The sequence below is a fragment of the Mycobacterium sp. genome (assembly GCF_032159775.1).
GTDB lineage: Bacteria > Actinomycetota > Actinomycetes > Mycobacteriales > Mycobacteriaceae > Mycobacterium.
On record NZ_JAVHWK010000153.1, the window covers coordinates 56,285 to 79,739 of the forward strand.

Consider the following 23,455-nt stretch of genomic DNA (forward strand, 5'->3'; position numbering starts at 1 on the left):
GGCGACCAGAGCGGCGTTAAGGCTGACCTGCTGAATCTCCGCCCAGCTCTTCGCGAAAGATTAGTTCATTTGTATTTTCAACAGCCCATTGGTGCTATCTAGTTTTGCTTGTTAGATTGCTAGATCTGCGCCGCTGTACGGTTTTGCGAGAAGCATGGATTGCCGATCCGGTAAAGAAACAGCCCAGATGGGAGACCCGATGACCGTTGTCGAACTGCCCCGCAACGTCGCATCAACCGACGTCGACGGCGCCCTGATGAGCTGGTGGGACGCCGACGCCGAATGCACAGTCGCGATAGCGAGACCCTCCGAAAACGACGCCCTGTGGCAGGAGTATCTGCGCGGCGCCGAGCGGTCCTACCGCGCCCACGGAATCGGCAATGCGATCGACGTGGACGCGATTCACCGATCCGCGGACACGACGCTGTTCTGGACGACGCTTGACCCGACAGGAACAGTGGTCGGCGGCATCCGAGCCGTGGGCCCGCTGACGTCGCCGCTCGACACACACGCCGTCCTCGAGTGGGCGGGCCAACCCGGTTTGCCTTCGGTCAGCAAGATGATTGCGGACAGAATCCCCTTCGGCGTCGTGGAAATGAAGTCGGCATGGGTTACCGACGACCCGAACCGCAACCGCGGGCTCACCACAACGCTGGCGCGCGCCGGCTGCCAGGTGCTCGCCGTGCTCGGAGTTCAGTTCTGCATGGCCACCTGCGCGCATCACGTGCTGGCACGCTGGCAGTCATCGGGCGGTGTCGTGGCCCCGATCCGGTCTACGCCGTACCCTGACGCGCGGTTCCGCACGAAGTTGATGTGGTGGGATAGGCGCACCGTGGCCAGCCTCGCCGCGCCGAGCCAGACCGCCAAGATCATTGCCGAGATGGCGGATATCAGTCAGTCTCTACACCACTCGAGCCGCCATGCTCCGGCGGGAGGTTGAGGTCATGTTCAGCGACACACAGTGGGACCACGAGGTCGACGTCGTCTGCCTCGGCGCCGAGGGTGGGGTGCTCGCGGCAGGACTCGTCGCCACGAATGAGGACCTCGACGTTTATCTGGGCATCACCGAGTCCGCAGGCGGAGGCGATCTGGCCGCATCGTTGACCTACCGCGGTGGGGACGGACAGACGACCAAGCACCTCGCCGGCTTCGACTACGCCTTCGGCGGAGTCGGGCGCGCGCAGAGCTTCTGGCCGGTCCGCGCCGTCGAAGGCGCGGTGCCTCCGCGCCCACACCGCCGTGCCGCCGTCGAGCCGTTCTTCGGCGCGGTACTCGAGCAGTGGGCACACCGATGCGCGACGGCGCCGAACGGTCTGGTCTACAACCGGGTGACCAAACGTCAGATGACGGAGATGCGCAGCAGCACCCGCGGCGAGAAAGTGGAAGTGGCCGTCGTCGGATCGGTTGAGTTGAGCCCCAACCTGCCCGCCTTGTCGTTGCAGGAATGGCTGAGATCACAATCCAGAGATTGCGGCCTTCTACCGGAGACCGATGTGCGCTTGGTGAAGCTCGTCTTCGAGGACGACGGCGTGGCCGGGGCGCTGATCGAGACGCCGGACGGCGTGCTCGCCGTGCGCGCGCGCGAGAATCTCATCGTCGGCACCCGCGACTTGCCGACGGAACGCACGCATCCGCTCGTCAGCGCCACCGCACCGGTGAGTGCGAACGTCTGCCTGGTCAGCAAGGCGGCGAGCCGGTTCGGTGAACTCGAGATCATCACCGCACCAGGTGACGACAATCGCCTGTTGTTCGTCGATACGCCGGAGGCCGAGCTTCAGCTGGCGAGCGGGCTCTGACCACCCGGCCGGCCGGCGCTCACCAGCGGCTCAGCCTGCAGAACGCCGCAGACTCCTCAGTGTCCGACGCGGCGACCTGACCGTCGACGGCTATCTCACAATGGGGGCGTGGGCTGGCCTGCCCGCCGTGACCGGCACGGCCCGTCTGCAGGAAGGCCCACTGCGGATCCTCCAGCCTGGTGCTGAACTCCCAGGGCGTGGCGACCTCTTCCTTCTTCAAAAACGCGTACGGGTCGGCGTTGTACGCCTCCATGCTCGGTGGCTGAACGGCCAGATAGCTGACTTCCATGGTCACCCCTGTGTCCGAGGTGAGGACGTACTTGACGTTGGGGACGGGCGGCTCGGCGTACGACGTCGCAGGTGCGGATGCCACCACTGCAAGGGCGACTGCCGCTGCCGCGCCGATCTTGGCCTTCACGTTGCGCATGGTTATCGAGGTACCCCTCTTCCGTAGTACAGATGCTACCGAGACATCGCCCACCATCGGCCGACCGTTACAACCGGGGGGTTTCAGATCCCCCGAATTGTGCTCGCCAGAATCTCGTCGACGTTGCCGATGCCCCCGTCGAACGGGTTTCCGCGCTTGAGGACATGCCTTCCGCCCGGCGTGATCGCCACGAGTTGCGGTGAGCTGGAACCGATCTGCATCTGACGGGCGAAACGTACCTGGTTCAGCTGCACCAGCGCGCCGCCACGGTACGTGAAAAGTCCGAGCTTGCGGTCGATCACCGCGACGGGACGGCATTCGTGCAGCGGCTGACTGCGACGTCGACGGATCTTCCGCACCACGAGGAAGGTCAGCGCGGCGAACACCAGACCGACGGCCACGAAGACGGCGCCGAGCACTCGTGACGGCATGGCCGTCGCCAGCGCGACGGCGCCGAAGCCGCCCACGACGAGCGTGACCACTCCCAGCACGAACGCACTTGTCGTCAGCGCTCCTGTGCAGCGATCGATGACCAGCACCCGACGACCGTCATCGGTGACCAGGAGTCCGCCCGTATCGGCGAGCACTCGGGGCTCGGGCGGTGCGTTCATCACCAGACAGCATGCACAACGGGCGTGCCGAGCGACCGCTGTTGTACCAAATTCAGCCGCGTGTCGCGGACAACCGGGACAGCACATCGGCGAGCACGGCATCGGCGGCGACGTCGGCCTGCTCCCCCGTCGCAAGGTTCTTCACGCCGATGGTGCCCGCTTCGATGTCGCGGTCGCCCGCGACAAGTGCGATCGACGCGCCGGAGCGGTCCGCAGCGCGCATGGCACCCTTCATGCCGCGATCGCCGAATGCCAGATCGACGCGCACGCCCGCCGCCCGCAGTTGGGCGGCCAGCACAGACAACCGCACCCTGGCCTGCTCGCCGAGGGGAACCCCGAACACCTCGACCCTGGCAGTGACTCCGATCGTCTTGCCCTCGGCCTTCAGCGCGAGCAGCGCGCGGTCGACACCGAGCCCGAACCCGATGCCCGACAGGTCCTTGCCGCCGAGCTGGGCCATCAGCCCGTCGTAGCGCCCGCCCCCACCGATACCGGACTGCGCACCGAGACCGTCGTGGACGAACTCGAACGTGGTCTTGGTGTAGTAATCCAGCCCTCGGACCATCCGCGGATTGATCGCATACGGCACCCCAGCCGTATCGAGGTGGACAAGAACAGAATCGAAATGCTGCTTGGCCGAATCGGACAGGTGGTCGAGCATCACCGGGGCGTCGGCCGTCATCTCTTTGATGTGCGGCCGCTTGTCGTCGAGTACCCGAAGCGGGTTGATCTCGGCGCGACGACGGGTTTCCTCGTCGAGGTCGAGCTTGAACAGGAAGTCCTGCAACAGCTCTCGGTACTGCGGCCGACAGCTGTCGTCACCCAGTGAGGTGATCTCCAACCGGAACCCGTCAAGACCCAGCGACCGGAAACCGGCGTCGGCGACCGCGATCACCTCGGCGTCGAGCATCGGATCGTCGACACCGATGGCCTCCACCCCGACCTGCTGCAGCTGTCGGTAGCGGCCGGCCTGCGGCCGCTCGTACCGGAAGAACGGGCCGGAGTAGCAGAGCTTGACCGGCAGCGCACCGCGGTCGAGACCATGCTCGATCACCGCGCGGATCACGCCCGCGGTGCCCTCCGGCCGCAGCGTCACCGACCGGTCGCCGCGGTCGGCGAAGGTGTACATCTCCTTGCTGACCACATCAGTGGACTCGCCGACTCCGCGGGCGAACAGCGTGGTGTCCTCGAAGATCGGCAACTCGGCGTCGGCATAGCCTGCGCGACGTGCAGCGGCGAGCAGGCCGTCTCTCACCGCGACGAATTGCGCGGACTCCGGCGGCAGGTAGTCGGGCACCCCCTTGGGGGCTTGGAACTGGTTCACAAAGTCAGACCTTCGAGGAAGGGGTTGGCGCGGCGCTCGAAGCCGATGGTGGACTTCGCGCCGTGCCCAGGTAGTACCACGGTGTCGTCGTCGAGCACCATCAATTTCGTCATGATCGACCCAAGCAGGTCACGGCCGCTACCCCCGGGAAGGTCGGTCCGGCCGACCGACTGCCGGAAAAGCGTGTCCCCGGTGAAGGCGATCTGCGGCACATCCCCCGCGACCCGGAACACCACAGAACCGCGCGTGTGCCCCGGCGTGTGGTCGATGGTCACCACGGTGCCGCCGATGTCGATCTTGTCGCCGTCGCAGTCCAGTTCCACCACCTGCCTTGGTTCGCGGAACAGGGCGCCGAACGCGATCTGGCCGAGCCGCGGACCGAACCCCTTGATCGGGTCGGTCAGCATGAAGCGGTCCTCGGGGTGGATGTAGGCCGGGCAGCCGAAGGTGTCGGCGACTTTTTGCGCCGACCAGATGTGGTCGATGTGTCCATGGGTCAACAACACGGCGGCGGGGGTGAGCCGGTTTTCGTCGAGAATCCGGCGAAGCTGACCCATGGCCCGCTGGCCCGGGTCGACGACGATCGCGTCCGCCCCGGGACGCTGTGCGAGTACGTAGCAGTTGCAGGCCAACATGCCGGCCGGAAATCCGGTGATGAACACGTGGGCCATTTTCCCATCCCGCACGGACCGGCATTCCGCCGCCCGACCCGCCCGGGGGCTCTTGGCCCGCACTCAGCTACTGCTGGCACACTCGTTGCGGACTTACGAGCATGAGGAGGACCACGGCAGTGCCGACCAACGAACAGCGGCGGGCGACAGCGAAGCGCAAACTCGAGCGACAACTGGAGCGACGGGAGGCCCAGGCACGCAGGCGCAGGCTGTACACGATCATCGCTTCCGCCGTGGCGGTGGTCGCGGTGGTCGCCGGGGTGGCGGCCTTCTTCTTCACCCGCAGCCACTCGGACAGCGGCACGGCCAGCGCTGCCCCATCCACGCCTGGTGGCTCATCGGCGGAGCCGACGGAACCGGCACCTGCCGCCAACGGGCAGCTGCCTGCGTTCAAGGCGCCCGCCGATCTCGGCAAGAACTGCCAGTACCCGGCGGCCCAGGCGGCGAGCAAGCCCAACAAGCCACCCCGCACCGGCGAGGTGCCGACCGACCCGGCCGAGGTCAGCGTCAGCATGTCGACCGACCAGGGCAACATCGGCATTCAGCTCGACAACGCCAAGTCCCCCTGCACGGTGAACAGCTTCGCCAGCCTGGCCCAGCAGAATTACTTCAACGACACCCAGTGCCACCGGCTGACCACCAGCCCGGGTCTCGCGGTGCTGCAGTGCGGCGACCCGACCGGATCCGGCAGCGGCGGTCCTGGCTACGAGTTCGCCAACGAGTACCCGACCAACCAATTCCAGCCCGACGACCCGCAGCTTCAGAACCCTGTGACCTACCCGCGCGGCACGCTGGCGATGGCCAATGCTGGGCCTGGCACCAACGGAAGCCAGTTCTTCCTGGTCTACAAGGATTCGCAGCTGCCTCCCGGCTATACGGTGTTCGGCAAGATCGACGACACCGGCCTGGCGACTTTGGACAAGATCGCCGCGGCGGGCGTGGAAGGCGGCGGGCAGGACGGCAAGCCGGCCACGCCGGTCACTGTGAAGTCCATCGGCCTGGACTGACGCCGGATGACGCCGCCCGTGCCGCCGCCGTACGGGGCCTATCCGCCGACGTACGACCCGTACGGCTATCCACGGCCGCGTCCGACGAACGGGATGGCGATCGCGTCGCTGATCTGCGCGTTCGTGTTCGCGCCGCTGGGCATCATCTTCGGCCACATCTCGCTGTCGCAAATCAAGCGCACCGGCGAGGAGGGGCACGGGCTGGCGGTGGCAGGGCTGGTGATCAGCTACCTGATCACGGTCGGCACCATCCTCGTGATGGCCGCCGTCGTCTGGTTCACGATCGCCGTCGCGCGGCACCTGGACGACGAATCCCGCTACTACCCGGACATCACCGCGGCACCGACGACGCCGGGCGGCGGGCTGCCGGATTTCGATCCACCGCCCAATGTCGGAGCCAACTGCGCGTATCCGTCGACGACCGAGCCGGCCAGCAAGCCCAACAAGCCCCCGCGAACGGGCCGCGTCCCCACCGATCCGGCCGAGGTCAGCGCCAGCATGTCCACCAACGCGGGTGACATCGGCATCCAGCTCGACAACAACAAGGCCCCGTGCACCGTCAACAGCTTCGCGAGCCTGGCCCAGCAGGGGTACTTCGACGGCACCAGCTGCCACCGGCTGACCACCACGCCCCAACTCGGCGTGCTGCAGTGCGGCGACCCGTCGGGGACGGGAGCGGGTGGGCCGGGCTACCGGTTCGCCAACGAGTACCCCACCAACCAGTACCGGCTCGCCGATCCCGCGTTGAAGACGCCGGTAACATATCCACGCGGCACGCTCGTGATGGCCAACAAGGGGTCGGGAACCAACGGCAGCCAGTTCTTCCTCGTCTATGCCGACTCGATGCTGCCGCCGACGTTCACTGCGTTCGGGACCATCGACGCCATCGGGCTCGCCACGCTGGACAAGGTCGCCGCTGCCGGGGTGGCCGGAGCGGGGCAGGACGGCAAGCCCGCGATGGACGTGACCATCGATTCGGTGCGGTTGGACTGACGCGATTCGACGAGGTCAGCAGGAGCACACCGCCGAACACGTGGGCACGCAGACTGCGTTCACGATCGACACCCGTGTCCTGAGCGCACCGCAGATCCAGGAGGCCATTCCCGGTGGCCGCACTCAGATCACCGGACAGTTCGATGCCGAGAGTGCGCGAGCGCTGGCCGACGCGCTCAACCGCGGCGCGTTGCCGCTGACCATGACGTATGAATCGTCAACGGATGCAACGCTTCCGCAGACCGCGTCTGCCAACCTGATGCGGATCATCGTCATCGGGGCGGGCGTCTCTGTGGCAGTGCTCGTCCTCGGCGCGGCGGTGTTCGTCAGGCGGCGCTGGTAACGCGGTAGACGTCATAGACGCCTTCCACGTTGCGCACCACATTGAGCACGTGGCCCAGATGCTTGGGGTCACCCATCTCGAAGGTGAACCTGCTGATCGCGACGCGGTCGTTGGAGGTCGTCACCGACGCCGACAGGATGTTGACCTTCTCGTCGGCCAACACCCGTGTCACGTCCGACAGCAGCCGGTGCCGGTCGAGCGCCTCGACCTGGATGGCGACCAGGAACACTGACGACGGCGACGGCGCCCACTTCACGTCGATGATCCGCTCGGCCTGCTCTTGCAGCGATCCCGCGTTGGTGCAGTCGGTCCGGTGCACGCTGACCCCGCCGCCGCGGGTGACGAAGCCCATGATGTTGTCGCCGGGCACGGGGGTGCAGCACTTGGCCAGCTTGGTCAGCACGCCGGGAGCCCCGGGAACCGCGACCCCGACGTCCTCGGTGCTGCGTTGGCGCACCGGCATCGTCGCCGGTGTGGACCGCTCGGCCAACTCATCGGCCGCCTCGTCATCGCCGCCGAGTTGGGCCACCAGTCGCTGCACGACATGCCGCGCCGACACATGGCCCTCGCCGACGGCGGTGTAGAGAGCTGAGACGTCTGTGTAGCGGAGCTCGCGGGCCAGGGCCGCCATCGACTCGGCATTCATCAAGCGCTGCAAGGGAAGTCCGCCGCGGCGCACCTCGCGCGCGATGGCGTCTTTGCCGGACTCCAGCGCCTCCTCGCGGCGCTCCTTGGCGAACCACTGCCGAATCTTCGCCTTCGCGCGCGGCGACACCACGAACTGCTGCCAGTCCCGCGATGGCCCGGCGTTGAGCGCCTTGGAGGTGAAAACTTCGACCACTTCGCCGTTTTCGAGCCTGCGCTCGAGTGCGACCAGCCTGCCGTTGACGCGTGCACCGATGCAGCGGTGACCCACCTCCGTATGGACGGCATACGCGAAGTCGACCGGCGTCGAACCCGTCGGCAGCGTGATCACATCGCCTTTCGGAGTGAACACGAAGATCTCCTGCACGGCAAGGTCGTAGCGCAGCGACTCGAGGAACTCGCCCGGGTCGGCGGCCTCCCGCTGCCAGTCGAGCAGTTGGCGCATCCACGCCATCTCGTCGATCTCGGCGACTGTGCTTCCCGACGGGACGCCGTTGCGGCCCTTGGCTTCCTTGTACCGCCAGTGCGCCGCGATGCCGTATTCGGCTGTGCCGTGCATGTCGGTGGTGCGGATCTGCACCTCCAACGGCTTGCCCTCCGGCCCGACCACAGTCGTGTGCAACGACTGATACACCCCGTAGCGGGGTTGGGCGATGTAGTCCTTGAACCGCCCGGCCATCGGCTGCCACAGCGAATGCACTACGCCGACAGCGGCATAGCAGTCACGGATCTCGTCGCACAGGATGCGGACCCCGACAAGGTCGTGGATGTCGTCGAAGTCCCGGCCCTTGACGATCATCTTCTGGTAGATCGACCAGTAATGCTTCGGCCGACCCTCCACGATGGCCGCGATCTTCGACTTCGCCAGCGTGGCATTGATTTCGGAGCGAACCTTGGCCAGGTAGGTATCGCGCGACGGCGCCCTGTCGGCCACCAGCCGGACGATCTCCTCGTACTTTTTGGGGTGCAGGATCGCGAACGCCAAATCCTCCAGTTCCCACTTCACGGTCGCCATGCCGAGTCGATGAGCCAGCGGCGCAATGACTTCCAGCGTCTCGCGTGCCTTGCGGGCCTGCTTCTCCGGCGGCAGGAACCGCATAGTGCGCATGTTGTGCAGGCGGTCGGCGACCTTGATCACCAGCACCCTGGGGTCGCGGGCCATCGCGATGATCATCTTGCGGATGGTCTCGCCTTCGGCGGCGGTGCCAAGCACCACCCGGTCCAGCTTGGTGACGCCGTCGACGAGATGGCCCACCTCGTCGCCGAAGTCGGCCGTCAACGCCTCCAGCGTGTAGCCGGTGTCCTCGACGGTGTCGTGCAGCAGGGCGGCCACCAGCGTCGTGGTGTCCATGCCGAGTTCGGCAAGGATGTTGGCCACGGCCAGCGGGTGGGTGATGTACGGATCGCCCGAGCGGCGCAGCTGGTCGGCGTGCCGCTCCTCGGCCACATCGTAGGCGCGCTGCAGCAGCAGCACGTCGGCCTTCGGGAAGAACTCGCGGTGGACCGCGACGAGTGGCTCGAGTACCGGGTTCACGGCGCTGCGCTGCGACGTCATCCGCCGCGCCAGCCGGGCCCGTACGCGCCGGGACGTGGAGGTCTTCGCGATATCGGGCGCGGGCTCCGGCACAGGCATCGGCGCGGTCTCCAGACCGTCGCTGGACACCGGTGGTGATTGCACGGCCTGTCCCGTGCCCTGGTCGTCAGCCATCATCACCTCCGGATCCGCTGCTCGTCACCTATCGGCGCAGCCAGACTTCGAGGATATCGCCTCAAACGATGTGCAGGCTGTTGACGGGCAGCGGTTCGAGCAGGTCGCGGCCGTTGAGCGCGGCCAGTTCGAGCACGACGACGGCGCCGGTGACGTTCGCGCCAGCCGCGGTGAGCAGGCGCATCGTGGCGGCTAGCGTGCCGCCGGTGGCCAGAACGTCGTCAATGATCACGATGTTGCGGCCGGTCAGGTCGATTCCGTCGGCGGGAACTTCCAGCGTGGCCGAACCGTATTCCAGGTCGTAGGTCTCGCTGTAGACCGGCGGCGGCAGCTTGCCCGCCTTGCGCACGGCCAGCACTCCGATCCCGAGCTTGTGGGCGACGGCACCTCCGACCAGGAAGCCCCTGGCATCGATGCCCGCCACGAGTTCAGCGCCTGCGGCGTGCTCGGCGAGCGCGGCGGTGATGACGGCCAGGCCTCGCGGGTCGGCGAGCACCGGCGTCAGATCCTTGAATTGGATTCCCGGCTCGGGAAAGTCTGCGACCTCGCGGGTCAGCGACTCGATGACGGCGGTGACCTCTGGGCTCATGTCTCGAGCACCCACCTGTCCATGTTCCATCCCGCGCCCCACCGCGTCGGGTTACTGCTCACCGCATACATCTTCTTCGATGTGATCAGGGTGCGCTGCTGACGGTACAACGGCAGCGTCGGCACGTCGGCCCACAGAATGGGCCCCGCCTCGCCGAGCAATCGCGCCACCTCCTTGGGATCGGCGGTCACCGCGAGCGCGTCGATGGTGTCGTCGACCCGCGGGTTCGTGTAGCCCGACAGGTTGTTGCCGTTGCCGGTGTGCAGGTCGTAGGCGTCCATCGCCGACGAGCCGGTGGACCCGCTGCCGGTGGACCCGCCGGTGCTCGCCAGCAGAATGTCGATCTCGTTGTTGCGCAAGGCCAACGGCCCGGTGGTTTCAGAACTCGTGTCCTGTACGGCGATGCCCGCAGGCGCGCAGGACTTGGAAATCGCCCCGACCGTCGCGGCGAGTCGCGCATTGGGCGTCTGGTAGCCGATCCGTACCGCCAGCGGCTGATTGCCCAGTGTGTCCCGGGCGGCGTCGGGATTGGACGCGACGAACCCTTCGGCCCCAACGGCTTCGGCGCCTCCGACCGCTTCCTCGGTCACCGGATTGAGGCGGGTGTTGGCGATTGGCACCTCCGCATTGCGTGCGATCACATCGCGGGGTGTGCACAGCGCGAGCGCGCGGCGTGCCTGCGGCGCGGCGATCGGTCCCTGCGCGGCGAAGATCAACTGCTCGATTCCTGCGGACGGGCTGTCGGCCTGGGTGTAGTCCTCGGGCATGTTCAGCACACCCGATGACCCAGTGGCGACGTCGACGACGTCCACGCTGCCGTTGTTGAGGCGGTCCTGCACGTCGGCGCCTCTGGGGCTGACGATGATCTTGTTGGTGACGGGCTTTGCGCCCCACCACTTGTCGTTCGCGACGAGCACCACCGCCCCGTCGTCGCTGACCGAGTCCAGCTTGTACGGCCCCGACGACGGGAACCGTTTCAGATCAATACCCGGTGTGAGATTCCAGGTGCTGTTCCAGGCCTGCGCGATGCGGTCGATGCTCGGTCCGTCGTTGTTGATGATCGCGCTGGTGACGTCGACACCGAGTTCGTCGGCGATGACGTGTGACGGCATCAGCGCCGTCGCGGCGAACAGCTGCCCGAAGTCGACGAGTGCCCGGTCCTGGGCGAAGGACACCCGTGCCCGCTTCTGTCCCGGCGCACAGTCGACGGTGGATATTTCGCGGTAGCCTGCCTGGTTCGCCGCCTCGAAGGCCGGAAATCGGCCGGACTGCGACGCCCAGGCGAGCACGAGATCGTCGCAGGTGACCGGCTTTCCGTCGGAATACACCGCCTTGTCGCTGATCACGTAGTCGAGCACCAGCGGCGCGCGACCGACGACCGCGATCGTGCCGAAATCGTGGTCGCCGACGATCTGACCGTCGGGACCGTGATAGTTGAACCCGGTCAACACCCGCGCGAACGCCTGCGGACCACCTGACGCCGCGCCGACGACGGTGTTGGTGTTGTAGGTGCTCAGCGTCCCGTCGACCGCGTAGGTGATCTCGCCCGCCGCGCTGTCGGAGCACGATGACACGCCCAGCGCGCAGACGACAGAAACTGTCACCGCGGCCGCGGTCCCCCGCAAGCGGGCCCTCATGGACTACCGCCGCCGGGTGTTCCGCTTACCCGCGGGCCGTCCGGTCCTACTGGTCGTCGGTCGGATCGGCCGCGCGCCAGGGGCGGGCTTGTCGCCGACCGGGTGCTTCTCCGCCACTGCCGACGGTGCGACGGCGCTGACGGTTTCCTGCTCGGCCTCGGTGTCGTCATCGGGCGCTGCGCTCTCGGCTGCCCTGCGGGGCTTCTCGCCGGGCGGTTTGCGGCGGCTGAGCACGCGGCGGGTGTGGGTGCGAACCAGCTCGGTGCGTTCACGCAAGGTGACCAGAAGCGGGGTGGCGAAGAAGATCGACGAGTAGGTGCCGACGATGACGCCGACCAGCTGGACGAGTGCCAGGTCCTTCAGTGTGCCGACGCCGAGCAGCCACACCGCGACCACCATCAGGGAGATGATCGGCAGCACAGAGATCAGGCTGGTGTTGATCGACCGCATGAACGTCTGGTTGATGGCCAGGTTGGCCTGTTCGGCGAAGGTCCGCCGGGTGGTGTGCTGGAAGCCGTGGGTGTTCTCCTCGACCTTGTCGAACACGATGACGGTGTCATACAGCGAGAAGCCCAGGATGGTCAGCAGGCCGATCACCGTGGCCGGCGTGACCTCGAACCCGACCAACGAATACACACCCGCAGTGACGACCAGGTCGAAAACCAGTGTCGCCATTGCCGATAAAGCCATGTACCGCTCGTAGCGCAGGGCGATGTAGGTGGCCGCCAGCACCAGGAAGACCACGAGGGCCAGCAGCGCCTTGTCGGTGATCTGGCCGCCCCAGGTCTCAGACACCGCCGAATCGCTGATCGCCTGCTTGCTCGGCTGGCCGTCGAGCCCCTTGGGCTGGAAGGCGTCGAACAGCGCGTCGCGTAGCTTCGTCGTTTCGTCGTTGTTCAGTGCCTCCGACCGGATCTGAACTGTCGCGGATGGGCCGTTGCCGACCACCACAACGGTTTCGGTGTCCTTGCCAAGCGCCTGGCTGAACACCTCTTCGACGCGTTCGGTGGTCGCTCCCGCGGCGGGCATCGACACCTTGGTGCCGCCCTCGAAGTCGATGCCGAACGTGAAGCCGCGCACCACCATGCTGGCGATGCAGATCGCGACGATCACACCGCTGATCGAGTACCACAGCTTGCGGCGTCCGACGACTTCGAAGGCACCGGTGCCCGTGTAGAGCCGTATGAAGAAGCCGTGTTTGGGCGCGCCGGCAGCCGCGCTTTCCAGGTCCGGTGCCTCCACGGCGCCCGATTCGGTCACGTCAGAAGTGCGCTTGGCCATGGATTACCCCCGTCCCGTCATGGCGGAAACCCGGCGCTCGCGCGCGATCTGCTGCACGGCACCCAGGCCGTTGAAGGCCGGTTTGGACAGCAGCGTTGACTTCGACGCCAGGTAGACCAGCGGCCACGTCACCAGGAAGACCACCACGACGTCGAGGATCGTCGTCAGGCCGAGGGTGAATGCGAAGCCCTTGACCTGACCGATGGCCAGGACGTAGAGCACGACCGCGGCAAGGAACGTCACCGCGTTGCCGGAGATGATCGTCTTACGCGCACGCTTCCAGCCGCGAGGCACCGCCGAACGGAACGACTTGCCTTCTCGGATCTCGTCTTTGATGCGCTCGAAGAACACCACGAACGAGTCGGCGGTGGTACCGATACCGATGATCAGACCGGCGATGCCTGCCAGGTCAAGCGTGTAATTGATGTATCTACCGAGCAACACCAGGATGGCGAAAACCATTGCACCCGAAGCGATCAACGACAGTGCCGTCAGCAGACCGAGCACCCGGTAATAGAGCAGCGAGTACAGAAGCACCAGCGCTAAACCGATGGCACCGGCGATCAGACCGGCCCGCAACGACGTCAAACCCAGTGTGGCCGATACCGTTTCGGCCTCCGACGACTCGAAGGACAGCGGCAGCGAGCCATACTTGAGTACGTTGGCCAGCTCCTTCGCCTTCTCGGCGTTGAACTGCCCGGTGATCTGAGTGTTGCCGCCGGGGATGGCCTCTTCGATCTGTGGCGCGCTGACGACCTGCGAGTCGAGCGTGAACGCGGTCTGCGTGCCGACGTGGCTTGCGGTGAAATCAGCCCAGGTGCTTGCGGCGTCGGGCTTGAACTCCACCTGCACGACGTACTCGCCGCGCTGGGTGTCCATCCCGGAACTGGCGTTCTTGATCTGTTCGCCGCTGATGATCGACTTGTCCAGCAGGTAGACCTGGGAGTGGTCGGTCGAGCAGGAAACCAGGGGCAGGTTCGGATCGTCGTTGCCTGCGAGGACGTCGTCCTCGTTGCAGCGCGTCGCCTGGAACTGCAGCGCCAGGATCTGGATCTGCTGTTCGGTGCTCTGACGCAAGGCCTTCTCGTCGGTGATGCGCTGCGCGAGGTCCTTCGCCTGGGGCTTCGGACCGGGACCCGGAGGCGCGGGGCTCGGCGGTGGCGCCTGAGGGTACGGACGCGGCTGCGGCGCCAGGGGGGCTTCCGGCTCAGTCTGCCCCGCGGGTGCGCCGCCCTGCTCCGCGGGCACCTCCGCAGCGCCGCCCTCTTCGGCGGGCGCCAGTGGCGCCTCCGGCGGCTGTGCAGGCTGGCCTCCTGGTGCTCCGGGTTGGCCCGCCGGTGGGCCGCCCTGCGCTGGACCTGCCTGCGCGCCTGGCTGCTGCGCCTGCTGGGCCGCGATCACGTGGATCACCGGTCGGATGTACAGCCGCGCAGTCTGTCCGAGGTTGCGGGCCTCGCTGCTGTCGTTGCCCGGGACGGTGATCACCAGGTTGTCGCCGTCGATCACCACCTCCGACCCGGAAACGCCAAGGCCGTTGACGCGCGAGGAGATGATCTGCTGCGCCTGGTTCAGCGCGTCCTGGGTGGGCCGCGATCCGTCAGGCGTGCGGGCCGTCAGCGTGACCCGGGTGCCGCCCTGCAGGTCGATACCGAGCTTCGGCTCGGCCTTCTTGTCTCCGGTCAGGTAGACCAAGAGGTACACGCCGATCATCAGCGCGAGGAAGATTGCCAGGTAGCGGGCAGGGTGCACCGGCGTCGAAGGCGATGCCACGTTTCTTTGGTCTCCTCGAAGTCAGGTCGTCAGCACCGCAAAGGGTACGTGGCCGTGCTGAGTGCCCGACTGTCAGTCGTCAGTTCAGGCGGTTCTGGTCCTGCTGGTCGGTGATCTCGGTTGCAGTCGATTCGGGCTCGCCCGCGTCGTCGATGTCGTCGTCGAACTCGTCGTCTTCGACGATGCGGTCCCGCACGGCGAGCTTCATCCACGTTGTGACGATGCCGGGTGCGATCTCGAGCTGCACGTCGTCGTCGTTGATGGCCTTGATCTCGGCCTGCAGGCCCGACGTGGTGTGCACCCGGTCACCGACCTTCAGCGAGTTGTGCAGGTCGATCGTCGCCTGCATGGCCTTCTTCTGCCGTCGCGAAGCAAAGAACATGAACGCGCCCAGGATGACGAGCAGCGGTAGTAAGGCGACCAGATCCATGGCAGCTTGTGTCTTTCGTGTCGTTTGTGCGATGACGGCCGCCGACCGTTGGTCGATCTTGCAGCCTTCTAGGTGACCAGTGTGCCATTGCGCCAGCTGACGGCCGAGCGGCCCCGTGTTCTGGGCGGCCAATGCGCCGACCACAGGATTGCCTCGGGACTACGCTCAAGCAGCGTGAGCACCCTCGAACAGAGCCGCCATCTCGCCACCGCCATCCCAGGTCCGCGCTCCAAGGAGTTGATCGACCGCAAGCTCGCAGCCGTATCCCGCGGCATCGGCAACACGATGCCGGTGTACACAGCGCGAGCAGGCGGCGGCATCATCGAAGACGTCGACGGAAACCGCCTCATCGACCTCGGGTCCGGCATCGCCGTCACCACGATCGGCAATGCGTCGCCGCGCGTCGTTGACGCAGTGCGCGAGCAGGTCGCGGACTTCACCCACACCTGCTTCATGATCACGCCGTATGAGGAGTACGTGGCCGTCGCCGAGGCGCTCAACCGCCTCACCCCCGGCGACTTCGAGAAGCGCTCGGCGCTGTTCAACTCGGGTTCGGAAGCCGTGGAGAACGCCGTCAAGATCGCCAGGACCTACACCCACAAACAGGCGGTGGTGTCGTTCGACCACGCGTATCACGGGCGCACCAACCTGACCATGGCGCTGACCGCGAAGTCGATGCCCTACAAGCACGGCTTCGGCCCGTTCGCGCCGGAGATCTACCGTGCGCCGCTGTCCTACCCGTTCCGCGACGCCGAGTTCGGCAAGGAGATCGCCACCGACGGCGAATTGGCGGCCCGCCGCGCGATCAACGTCATCGAGAAGCAGGTCGGCGCCGCCAACCTGGCTGCCGTCATCATCGAGCCGATCCAGGGCGAGGGCGGATTCATCGTCCCCGCGGAGGGTTTCCTGCCCGCGTTGGTGGACTGGTGTGCGAACAACGATGTGGTGTTCATCGCCGACGAGGTTCAGACGGGGTTCGCGCGCACCGGCGCGATGTTCGCCTGCGAGCACGAGGGCATCGTGCCCGACCTGATCGTCACCGCCAAGGGCATCGCCGACGGCCTTCCGCTTTCGGCGGTGACCGGGCGCGCCGAGATCATGGATGCGCCGCACGTCAGCGGCCTTGGCGGGACCTACGGCGGCAACCCGGTGGCCTGCGCGGCCGCGCTGGCCACCATCGAGACGATCGAATCCGACGGGATGGTGGCGCGGGCCGCGGAGATCGAGCAGTTCATGAAGGACCGCCTGCACCGGATGCAGGCCGAGGACGACCGCATCGGTGACGTCCGCGGCCGCGGCGCGATGATCGCGATGGAGATCGTGAAGTCCGGGACCACCGAACCTGACGGCGAGCTGACCATGAAGTTGGCCGTTGGCTGCCACACCGCGGGCGTGGTTGTGCTGACGTGCGGCACGTACGGCAATGTGCTGCGGTTCCTGCCGCCGCTGAGCATCAGCGACGACCTTCTCGAGGAAGGCCTCGACGTACTCGCGCTGGTACTCGCCGACTTCTAGTCGGTCAGCTTGGCGGCGGCAGCCGTAGCAGCAGCCGGGCACCGCCCATCGGACTCCTCTCGAGCCCGGCCGTTCCGCCGTGGATCTCTGCCTGCTGGGCCACCAGCGCGAGGCCGAGACCGGAGCCCGACCGTGCCGCCGTCGATCCGCGGGAGAACCGGTCGAAGACGGCGCGCCGTTCCTCTTCGGGTACGCCCAGTCCGTTGTCGTCGACCGTGATCTCGACACCGTCGGTGGAACTGATTGCGGCCAGGCGGATTTCGGTGGCCCCGCCGTGCTTGACGGCGTTGGTGATCGCGTTGTCGATGACCAACCGCAGGCCTGCAGGCATCCCGACCATCAGCACGGTGGTGGGCGACGCGAGCGACACGTCGAGGTCGGGATAATTACGCATGGCGTCGTGGGCGGCGCGATCGAGGAGGTCGGTGATGTCGACAGGGACGAAGTCTGCGACGGTAGTCAACTCTCCCTGGGCCAGCCGCTCCAGCGCGGAGAGCGTCGCCTCGATCCGTGTCTGGGTGCGGATCACGTCGTCGATCACCTCTCTGCGTTGCTCGTCGGGAAGGTCGAGCGTGGAAAGCACCTCGAGGTTGGTCCGCATCGCGGTCAACGGCGTGCGGAGTTCGTGGGAAGCGACGGCCGCGAAATCCCGCGCGGACTCCAGTGCGGCCCTGGTGCGCTGCTGTTCGTCGCCGATGCGGGCGAGCATGCCCTCGACCGCCTCGGCGATCTCGACCGCCTCCTGAACCCCGCGCACCTTCACCTCGTCAGGGTTGGACTGCGCGTTGATCGCCCGGGCCTGCTCGGCGAGCACGCGAAAGGGGTTGATCATGATCAGCCACAGCACCGAGGCGACCAATAGAGTCGCGACGATGACTCCGCCACAGATCAGCAGCACACGTCGGTGCAATTCGTCTATCCGCCTTAGTGTTTCGGCAAGCGGAGCGCCGACGGCAATCGACGCCTTTCCGGCGGTGAATGTGCGGACCCGGTACTCCACACCGTCGATCGTCGTGCTGACATAGCCGTTGTCGAACTGCGGCAGGACGATGTCTTTGGGCAGCGAGACAGTGACACCGTCGACGCGTGCCGTCCGCACAAGCTCTCCGTTTCCAGACGGCTGGACGAGGTTCAGGCTCTCGGAGCTGCGCAGTAGTGAGCTGATGTCGCCGAGGCTGCTGACCGAATCGAGCCGGCGGTCGAGCTGGCTGTACTGGTCGTTGGTGACGCCGAACCAGACCCAGGCCCCGAGAATGATGACCAGCGCGACGACCGAGAGGGCGGCGACGATGACGATGATGCGCAGCGACATGACGCGCGCCAGCTGCTGGTAGAGGCGTTGGACGAGGCGCACTACGGCACAGTGCCACCCCGCGGGGGCAGACGCAAAGTGACTAGCGGTGGGCGAGTCGGTCGCCGCGGCCGAACATGCCGCCCAAGGTGCGGCGCCGCGGCTGCGGCTCCTCGTCGGCCGGCCGGATTTCCGTCACTTCGTCCGACGCCACCGGCTCTGTCGTCGTCATCGCCGAGCGCTCCGCGTAACGGACGTCGCGGGCGCTACGGATGGACAGCCTGCCCAGGGCAATCCCACCGAGGAAGATGATCAGGGCACCCAGCCCGTAGAAGTACGCCAACTCGAGGCCGACCCGCCCGGACTCGGTCGCCGCGATCGGAGTCCCGACGTCTCCGAGTCCCAAGGGGCCAGCGAGCGCCCGCCCCACGACGAACCACGCGCCTGCGAACACGGTCAGCCAGGCGCCGAGCATGGCGGTGAACCGGTTGCGCGAGCTCAAAAGCAAGAGTCCGCCCACAACCGTCGCCAAGCCGGGCAGCACTTCCAGCCAGCCGCGCGCAGCCGTCCATACCCACTCGCGGTCGGGGCTGAAGGCGAAGTTGAACAGCGGCCCGACGAATGGGATGAGCGCACCCCAGATGCCGAGCAGTATCAGTAGAAAGCCGCTTGCCGCGCCGCGGCTGCGGGGCATCTGCAGCCTGCCGCCGGCGGGTACGTGTTCATCTCTCATCGGGCGCCTCCTCGGGTCGACAAAGGGGTACCCGGACCCCCCGTCGGCCAACCGGAAATTGCTGCGTCCGCAACCAGCAAACGTCCTTTAGACTTCGCAAGTGGGCTGGGTGAGGAAGTGGTGGGCGCAGCCCGACCTTTAACGCTGGTTATCCGGTTACCTGGGCCACCGAAACGTTCGAGTGTTCACGCGCTACATGATGGCGGCTGTCGTTGCCTCACTCGGCGCCGTGCTGTTGTTGATCATGTGGACGCCCTTCGGCCCGACCGGACCCATCGGCCAGGCAATCAGCGTGCTGGTCATTGCATGCTGTGCCGCGATGGCAACCATGTGGTCGACCCGCTGGCCCCGCAGGCGACAGTCTGTTGTCTTCATTGTGGTGTCCAACGCAGGCATCGCCGCGACCTGCCTGCTGGTGTACACCACTCCTGGGATGTCGCTGCTGGGCTGCACCGCGTTCGCGGCACTCGCCGGTTACGTCGCCTTCTTCCACACCAGCCGCTACCTCGCCCTGGTGCTGACGACCGCGACAGCAACGTCGATCGCCTGTGCCGTGCAATTGGCGGCGTCGGAAAGCGTGCTCGCGCGTTGGCCGCGCTGCTGATCATCGCCGTCGGCGTCCTAGCCGTCCCGTTCCGTCCATGTTCTCGTCCATCTCCTCGGCGACGACGCGCTGAAGTCGCACACCGATCCCCTTACCGGACTGAGGAACCGCCGCGGCTTCTACCGTTCCGTCCGCGAACTCACCAGAGGGTCTGCTCACACGGAGCCGTATCTCTCGGTGATCATGATCGAAGGCGCGCGGTCATCGCGCGCGTCGGCGGCGAGGAATTCCTGATCGCCGAGATGACGCAGTCCGGGGAAGGGCAGACGATCGCAGAACGATTGCGGCAGGAAGCCGCCGCGATTCCCTGGGGCGCAACGGCAAGCGTCCGTCGCGAGCATCAGCAGAGACGACCTCGACACCAGGACGGTGGTCGACCGCCTCGTGGACGCCGCCGATGTGGCGATGTACGAGGCGAAACGCGCTGGTGGGAATCGAACTCGCCGGCCGAGAGCGTCGAGATTCACAGCAGATAGCCAGGCTCACGAGTTAGCGGGAATAACGTTAGCCTTGCTAACGTAGTACCTGTAGGCGCAGCGTCGCGTCATCCTTTTCCGGTTATTTCTGAGGACTTTCGATGCCGATTGATACCCGCGACGAGCGACTCGAACGCCGCATCGCCAACCTGTTAGCCACCGATCCACAGTTCGCCGCCGCGAGCCCCGACGAGGCGATCTCAGCGGCCGTCGAACGACCGGAACTTCGGCTGCCGCATCTCGTAGAGACCGTTTTCGACGGCTACGCGAAGCGCCCTGCCCTCGGCGCCCGAGCAGTCGAGTTGCACACCGACCCCGACACCGGCCGGACCTCCGCCGAGCTACTCCCTCGCTTTGACACCATTTCCTACGCCGAGCTCTCCGAACGCGTCCAGGCCATCGTCAACGCCTTGGCCAGTGACCCGGTACGCCCGGGAGACCGCGTCGCTCTGCTCGGTTTCACCAGTGTCGACTACACCTGCGTCGACATCGCGCTGATCGGCCTCGGCGCGGTCGCCGTGCCGCTGCAGACAAGCGCGCCCGTCGGGCAGTTGCGTCCGATCATCTCCGAAACAGAGCCGACGCTCATCGCGTCGAGCGTCGACTATCTCGGCGACGCAGTGGAACTGGTCCTCACCGGCTTCGCGCCGGCTCGCCTGATCGTATTCGACTACCTGCCCGCGGTCGACGACCACCGTGACGCGCTGGAAGCCGCCAAAACGCGTCTGGCGCAAGCCCGTAGCCCGGTCGTTGTCGAAACCCTGGCGGACGTCGCTGCGCGCGGAGCCCGACGTCCCGCGGTGGCGCCGTTCATCGCCGACGACCCCGACCCGCTGACGTTGCTCGTCTACACCTCGGGGAGCACGGGCACGCCGAAGGGCGCGATGTACCCCGAACGGCTGGTCGCCAACTCGTGGCGCCGGTCGGTCAGGGGAACCTGGGGTGACGAAGGCGTTCACCCGTCGATCACCTTGAGCTTCATGCCGATGAGCCACATGATGGGGCGGGGCATGCTGTACGGCACCCTCGGTGCTGGTGGCACGGTGTACTTCGCTGCCAAGAGCGACCTTTCGACGTTCCTGGACGACCTCGCCTTGGTTCGGCCCACGCAGTTGAATTTCGTCCCGCGCGTGTGGGACATGATCTTCGCCCACGTCCAGAGCGAATTGGACCGCGGCACCTCCGGTGAGGCCGCGGTTCTCGCCGATGCGCGTACGCGCCTGCTCGGGGGCCGGTACGTGATGGCGATGACGGGTTCGGCGCCGATGTCTCCCGAGATGAAATCGTTCGTCGAGACGCTGCTCGACATGCACCTGATCGACGGCTACGGCTCGACCGAGGCAGGTGCGCTGTTCGTCGACGGGCACATTCAACGACCACCGGTGATCGACTACAAGCTGGCCGATGTGCCCGACCTCGGTTACTTCAGCACCGACCGGCCCCATCCCCGTGGCGAACTGCTCGTCAAGAGCGCCACCATCATTCCCGGCTATTACAAGCGGCCCGAAGTGACCGCGGAGGTGTTCGACGACGACGGCTACTACCGCACCGGAGATATCGTCGCCGAGACGGGCCCTGACCAGTTGGTGTATCTGGATCGCCGCAACAACGTGCTCAAGCTCTCGCAGGGCGAGTTCGTCGCCGTCTCCAAGCTGGAAGCAGCATTCGGCGACAGCCCGCTGATCCGGCAGATCTATGTGTACGGCAACAGCGCCAGGTCCTACCTTCTGGCAGTCGTCGTCCCGACCGTCGAGGCGCTCTCACACTACGATGCGCCGGAGCTCAAAGCGGTTGTCGGCGAATCGCTTCAGGATGTGGCGAAGGCCGCTGGGTTGCAGTCCTACGAGATTCCGCGCGACTTCCTCATCGAGGAGACACCGTTCACCCTGGAGAACGGCCTGCTGACCGGCATCCGCAAGCTGGCAAGACCGAAGCTCAAAGAGCACTACGGTGACCGCCTCGAGCAGCTCTATTGGGAGCTCGCCGAAGGGCAGGCCGACGAATTGCGCGCACTCCGACAAAGCGGTGCCGAGGTCCCAGTGCTCGACACGGTGATCCGCGCTGCGGGTGCGTTGCTCGGCGCGACGGCCGCAGACGTGGCGGCGGACGTCCACTTCACCGACCTCGGTGGTGATTCGCTGTCGGCGTTGACGTTTGCCAACCTGCTGCACGACATCTTCGACATCGAGGTGCCCGTCGGCGTCATCGTCAGCCCCGCCAGCGATCTGGCCGCGATCGCCGCCTACATCGAGACCGAACGCCGACCCGGCGCGAAGCGCCCGACATTCGCATCGGTGCACGGTCGCGGTGCCACCGAGGCACACGCCGCCGATCTGACGCTGGACAAGTTCATCGACGCCGAGACGCTCGCCGCGGCCCCGTCGTTGCCGGGTCCGAGCGCCGAGATCAAGACCGTATTGCTCACCGGCGCAACCGGATTCCTCGGTCGCTATCTCGCCCTGGAGTGGCTGCAGCGGATGGACCTGGTCGGCGGAAAGGTGATCTGTCTGGTCCGCGCGAAGGACGACGGCGCGGCCCGCCGACGCCTCGATGCCATCTTCGACAGCGGTGATCCCGAACTGCTGCGCCTGTACAGCCGTCTGGCGGCAGAACATCTCGAGGTGATCGCGGGCGACAAGGGCGAGGCGAACCTCGGGCTCGATACAGAGCGCTGGCAACGGCTCGCCGACACCGTCGACCTGATCGTCGACCCGGCCGCCCTGGTCAACCACGTGTTGCCCTACGACCAGCTCTTCGGGCCCAACGCGCTCGGCACCGCCGAGCTCATCCGCATCGCGCTCACAACACGGATCAAACCGTTCGCCTACGTGTCGACCATCGGCGTCGGTGCTGGCATCGCGCCGGGACGGTTCACCGAGGACGCGGACATCCGGATCGTCAGCGCCACCCGCAGCGTCGACGACAGCTATGCCAATGGATATTCGAACAGCAAGTGGGCCGGCGAAGTGCTTCTCCGCGAGGCGCACGACCTGTGCGGCCTGCCGGTTTCGGTGTTCCGCTGCGACATGATCCTCGCCGACACCAGCTATGCCGGTCAGCTCAACCTGCCGGACATGTTCACCCGCATGATGCTGAGCCTCGTCGCCACCGGGATCGCGCCGGATTCGTTCTACGAACTCGACGAGGGTGGGCACCGGCAGCGGGCACACTACGACGGCCTGCCGGTGGAGTTCATCGCCGAGGCGATATCCACATTGGGTGCGGGCGTCGTCGACGGGTTCGAGACCTACCACGTGATGAACCCGTACGACGATGGTGTCGGGCTCGACGAGTTCGTCGACTGGCTGATCGCCGCCGGCTACCCCGTCCAGCGAGTGGGCGACTACGCGGCATGGCTGAAGCGGTTCGAGACGGCGATACGTGCACTGCCCGAACGGCAGCGGCAGGCGTCGCTGTTACCGCTGCTGCACAACTATCAGCGGCCGGAGAAGCCCATCGGCGGGTCGATCGCGCCGACGGACCGTTTCCGCGCCGCTGTGCGGAGCGCAAGGGTCGGCTCGGACAAGGACATCCCGCATGTCACCCCGCAGGTCATCGTCAAGTACGTCACCGACCTGCAGCTGCTTGGGCTGCTGTGACCCGC

Annotated in this window: 21 protein-coding genes; 8 read left to right on the forward strand and 13 right to left on the reverse strand. The window is 66.4% G+C overall.

Annotated elements, in window-relative coordinates; translation table 11 throughout:
- Positions 1-199: 199 nt before the first annotated feature.
- Positions 200-940 carry a hypothetical protein gene (locus QOJ24_RS21010; protein ID WP_526264754.1) on the forward strand — a complete coding sequence of 247 codons (741 nt, stop codon included), beginning with the start codon at positions 200-202 and terminating at the stop codon, positions 938-940.
- Between the two features lie 4 nt (positions 941-944).
- Positions 945-1,796, forward strand: coding sequence for a hypothetical protein (locus QOJ24_RS21015; protein ID WP_526264756.1), 852 nt, complete (start codon positions 945-947; stop codon positions 1,794-1,796).
- A 19-nt stretch (positions 1,797-1,815) separates the two neighbouring features.
- Here the strand turns inward: QOJ24_RS21015 and QOJ24_RS21020 are convergent, their stop codons facing one another.
- From QOJ24_RS21020 to QOJ24_RS21035, 4 genes are all read right to left on the reverse strand, one after another.
- A complete protein-coding gene (locus QOJ24_RS21020) occupies positions 1,816-2,223 on the reverse strand; it encodes an Rv2576c family protein (RefSeq protein WP_526264758.1) in 408 nt (135 codons plus the stop codon).
- Positions 2,224-2,306: 83 nt separating this feature from the next.
- On the reverse strand, positions 2,307-2,834 hold the full coding sequence (locus QOJ24_RS21025; protein ID WP_526264760.1) for a hypothetical protein: 528 nt from the start codon (positions 2,832-2,834) through the stop codon (positions 2,307-2,309).
- 52 nt (positions 2,835-2,886) lie between these two features.
- Positions 2,887-4,158, reverse strand: coding sequence for a histidine--tRNA ligase (gene hisS / locus QOJ24_RS21030; protein WP_526264762.1), 1,272 nt, complete (start codon positions 4,156-4,158; stop codon positions 2,887-2,889).
- Positions 4,155-4,820, reverse strand: coding sequence for an MBL fold metallo-hydrolase (locus QOJ24_RS21035; RefSeq protein WP_526264855.1), 666 nt, complete (start codon positions 4,818-4,820; stop codon positions 4,155-4,157). Before QOJ24_RS21035 ends, hisS begins: the two co-directional genes overlap by 4 nt.
- Before the next feature lie 128 nt (positions 4,821-4,948).
- Between QOJ24_RS21035 and QOJ24_RS21040 the strand changes: the two genes are divergently transcribed.
- Genes QOJ24_RS21040 through QOJ24_RS21050 form a run of 3 tightly spaced genes read left to right on the forward strand, consistent with a single transcriptional unit; the run spans position 4,949 to position 7,172 of the window.
- The gene (locus QOJ24_RS21040) at positions 4,949-5,836 is read left to right on the forward strand and encodes a peptidylprolyl isomerase (protein ID WP_526264857.1); all 888 of its coding nucleotides are present in this window, start codon (positions 4,949-4,951) and stop codon (positions 5,834-5,836) included.
- A gap of 6 nt (positions 5,837-5,842) precedes the next feature.
- Entirely contained in the window at positions 5,843-6,829 is a 987-nt protein-coding gene (locus tag QOJ24_RS21045) for a peptidylprolyl isomerase (protein ID WP_526264764.1), read from the forward strand.
- Between the two features lie 40 nt (positions 6,830-6,869).
- Positions 6,870-7,172 carry a SecDF P1 head subdomain-containing protein gene (locus QOJ24_RS21050; protein WP_526264766.1) on the forward strand — a complete coding sequence of 101 codons (303 nt, stop codon included), beginning with the start codon at positions 6,870-6,872 and terminating at the stop codon, positions 7,170-7,172.
- Here the strand turns inward: QOJ24_RS21050 and QOJ24_RS21055 are convergent.
- The 6 genes from QOJ24_RS21055 to yajC form a co-directional block, all read right to left on the reverse strand.
- Positions 7,156-9,525, reverse strand: coding sequence for a RelA/SpoT family protein (locus tag QOJ24_RS21055; RefSeq protein ID WP_526264768.1), 2,370 nt, complete (start codon positions 9,523-9,525; stop codon positions 7,156-7,158). The genes QOJ24_RS21050 and QOJ24_RS21055 overlap by 17 nt on opposite strands.
- Positions 9,526-9,586: 61 nt before the next feature.
- Positions 9,587-10,114, reverse strand: a complete 528-nt coding sequence (locus tag QOJ24_RS21060; RefSeq protein ID WP_526264770.1) for an adenine phosphoribosyltransferase — start codon at positions 10,112-10,114, stop codon at positions 9,587-9,589.
- The gene (locus QOJ24_RS21065) at positions 10,111-11,751 is read right to left on the reverse strand and encodes an ABC transporter substrate-binding protein (RefSeq protein ID WP_526264772.1); all 1,641 of its coding nucleotides are present in this window, start codon (positions 11,749-11,751) and stop codon (positions 10,111-10,113) included. The genes QOJ24_RS21060 and QOJ24_RS21065 overlap by 4 nt, the downstream gene beginning before the upstream one ends.
- Before the next feature lie 3 nt (positions 11,752-11,754).
- Positions 11,755-13,032, reverse strand: a complete 1,278-nt coding sequence (secF, locus tag QOJ24_RS21070; RefSeq protein ID WP_526264774.1) for a protein translocase subunit SecF — start codon at positions 13,030-13,032, stop codon at positions 11,755-11,757.
- Between the two features lie 3 nt (positions 13,033-13,035).
- Complete coding sequence (gene secD, locus QOJ24_RS21075) at positions 13,036-14,802, reverse strand: protein translocase subunit SecD (RefSeq protein WP_526264776.1); 1,767 nt, start codon at positions 14,800-14,802, stop codon at positions 13,036-13,038.
- A 79-nt stretch (positions 14,803-14,881) separates the two neighbouring features.
- Complete coding sequence (yajC, locus tag QOJ24_RS21080; protein WP_526264778.1) at positions 14,882-15,232, reverse strand: preprotein translocase subunit YajC; 351 nt, start codon at positions 15,230-15,232, stop codon at positions 14,882-14,884.
- 174 nt (positions 15,233-15,406) lie between these two features.
- Between yajC and gabT the strand changes: the two genes are divergently transcribed.
- On the forward strand, positions 15,407-16,747 hold the full coding sequence (gabT, locus tag QOJ24_RS21085; protein WP_526264780.1) for a 4-aminobutyrate--2-oxoglutarate transaminase: 1,341 nt from the start codon (positions 15,407-15,409) through the stop codon (positions 16,745-16,747).
- A gap of 4 nt (positions 16,748-16,751) precedes the next feature.
- Here gabT and QOJ24_RS21090 read toward each other — a convergent pair whose 3' ends face one another.
- Both QOJ24_RS21090 and QOJ24_RS21095 read right to left on the reverse strand, forming a co-directional pair.
- Positions 16,752-18,059: a sensor histidine kinase gene (locus QOJ24_RS21090; protein ID WP_526264859.1), complete on the reverse strand. Its 1,308-nt coding sequence runs from the start codon at positions 18,057-18,059 to the stop codon at positions 16,752-16,754.
- Between the two features lie 82 nt (positions 18,060-18,141).
- Positions 18,142-18,771: a hypothetical protein gene (locus QOJ24_RS21095; protein WP_526264781.1), complete on the reverse strand. Its 630-nt coding sequence runs from the start codon at positions 18,769-18,771 to the stop codon at positions 18,142-18,144.
- A 181-nt stretch (positions 18,772-18,952) separates the two neighbouring features.
- Here QOJ24_RS21095 and QOJ24_RS21100 point away from each other — a divergent pair, with 181 nt between their 5' ends.
- A complete protein-coding gene (locus QOJ24_RS21100) occupies positions 18,953-19,375 on the forward strand; it encodes a hypothetical protein (RefSeq protein WP_526264783.1) in 423 nt (140 codons plus the stop codon).
- A gap of 155 nt (positions 19,376-19,530) precedes the next feature.
- Here QOJ24_RS21100 and QOJ24_RS21105 read toward each other — a convergent pair whose 3' ends face one another.
- Positions 19,531-19,716 (reverse strand): hypothetical protein, encoded by a 186-nt coding sequence (locus QOJ24_RS21105; protein ID WP_526264785.1) that lies wholly within the window; start codon positions 19,714-19,716, stop codon positions 19,531-19,533.
- A gap of 236 nt (positions 19,717-19,952) precedes the next feature.
- Between QOJ24_RS21105 and car the strand changes: the two genes are divergently transcribed.
- A complete protein-coding gene (gene car / locus QOJ24_RS21110) occupies positions 19,953-23,450 on the forward strand; it encodes a carboxylic acid reductase (RefSeq protein ID WP_526264787.1) in 3,498 nt (1,165 codons plus the stop codon).
- Positions 23,451-23,455 lie beyond the last annotated feature (5 nt).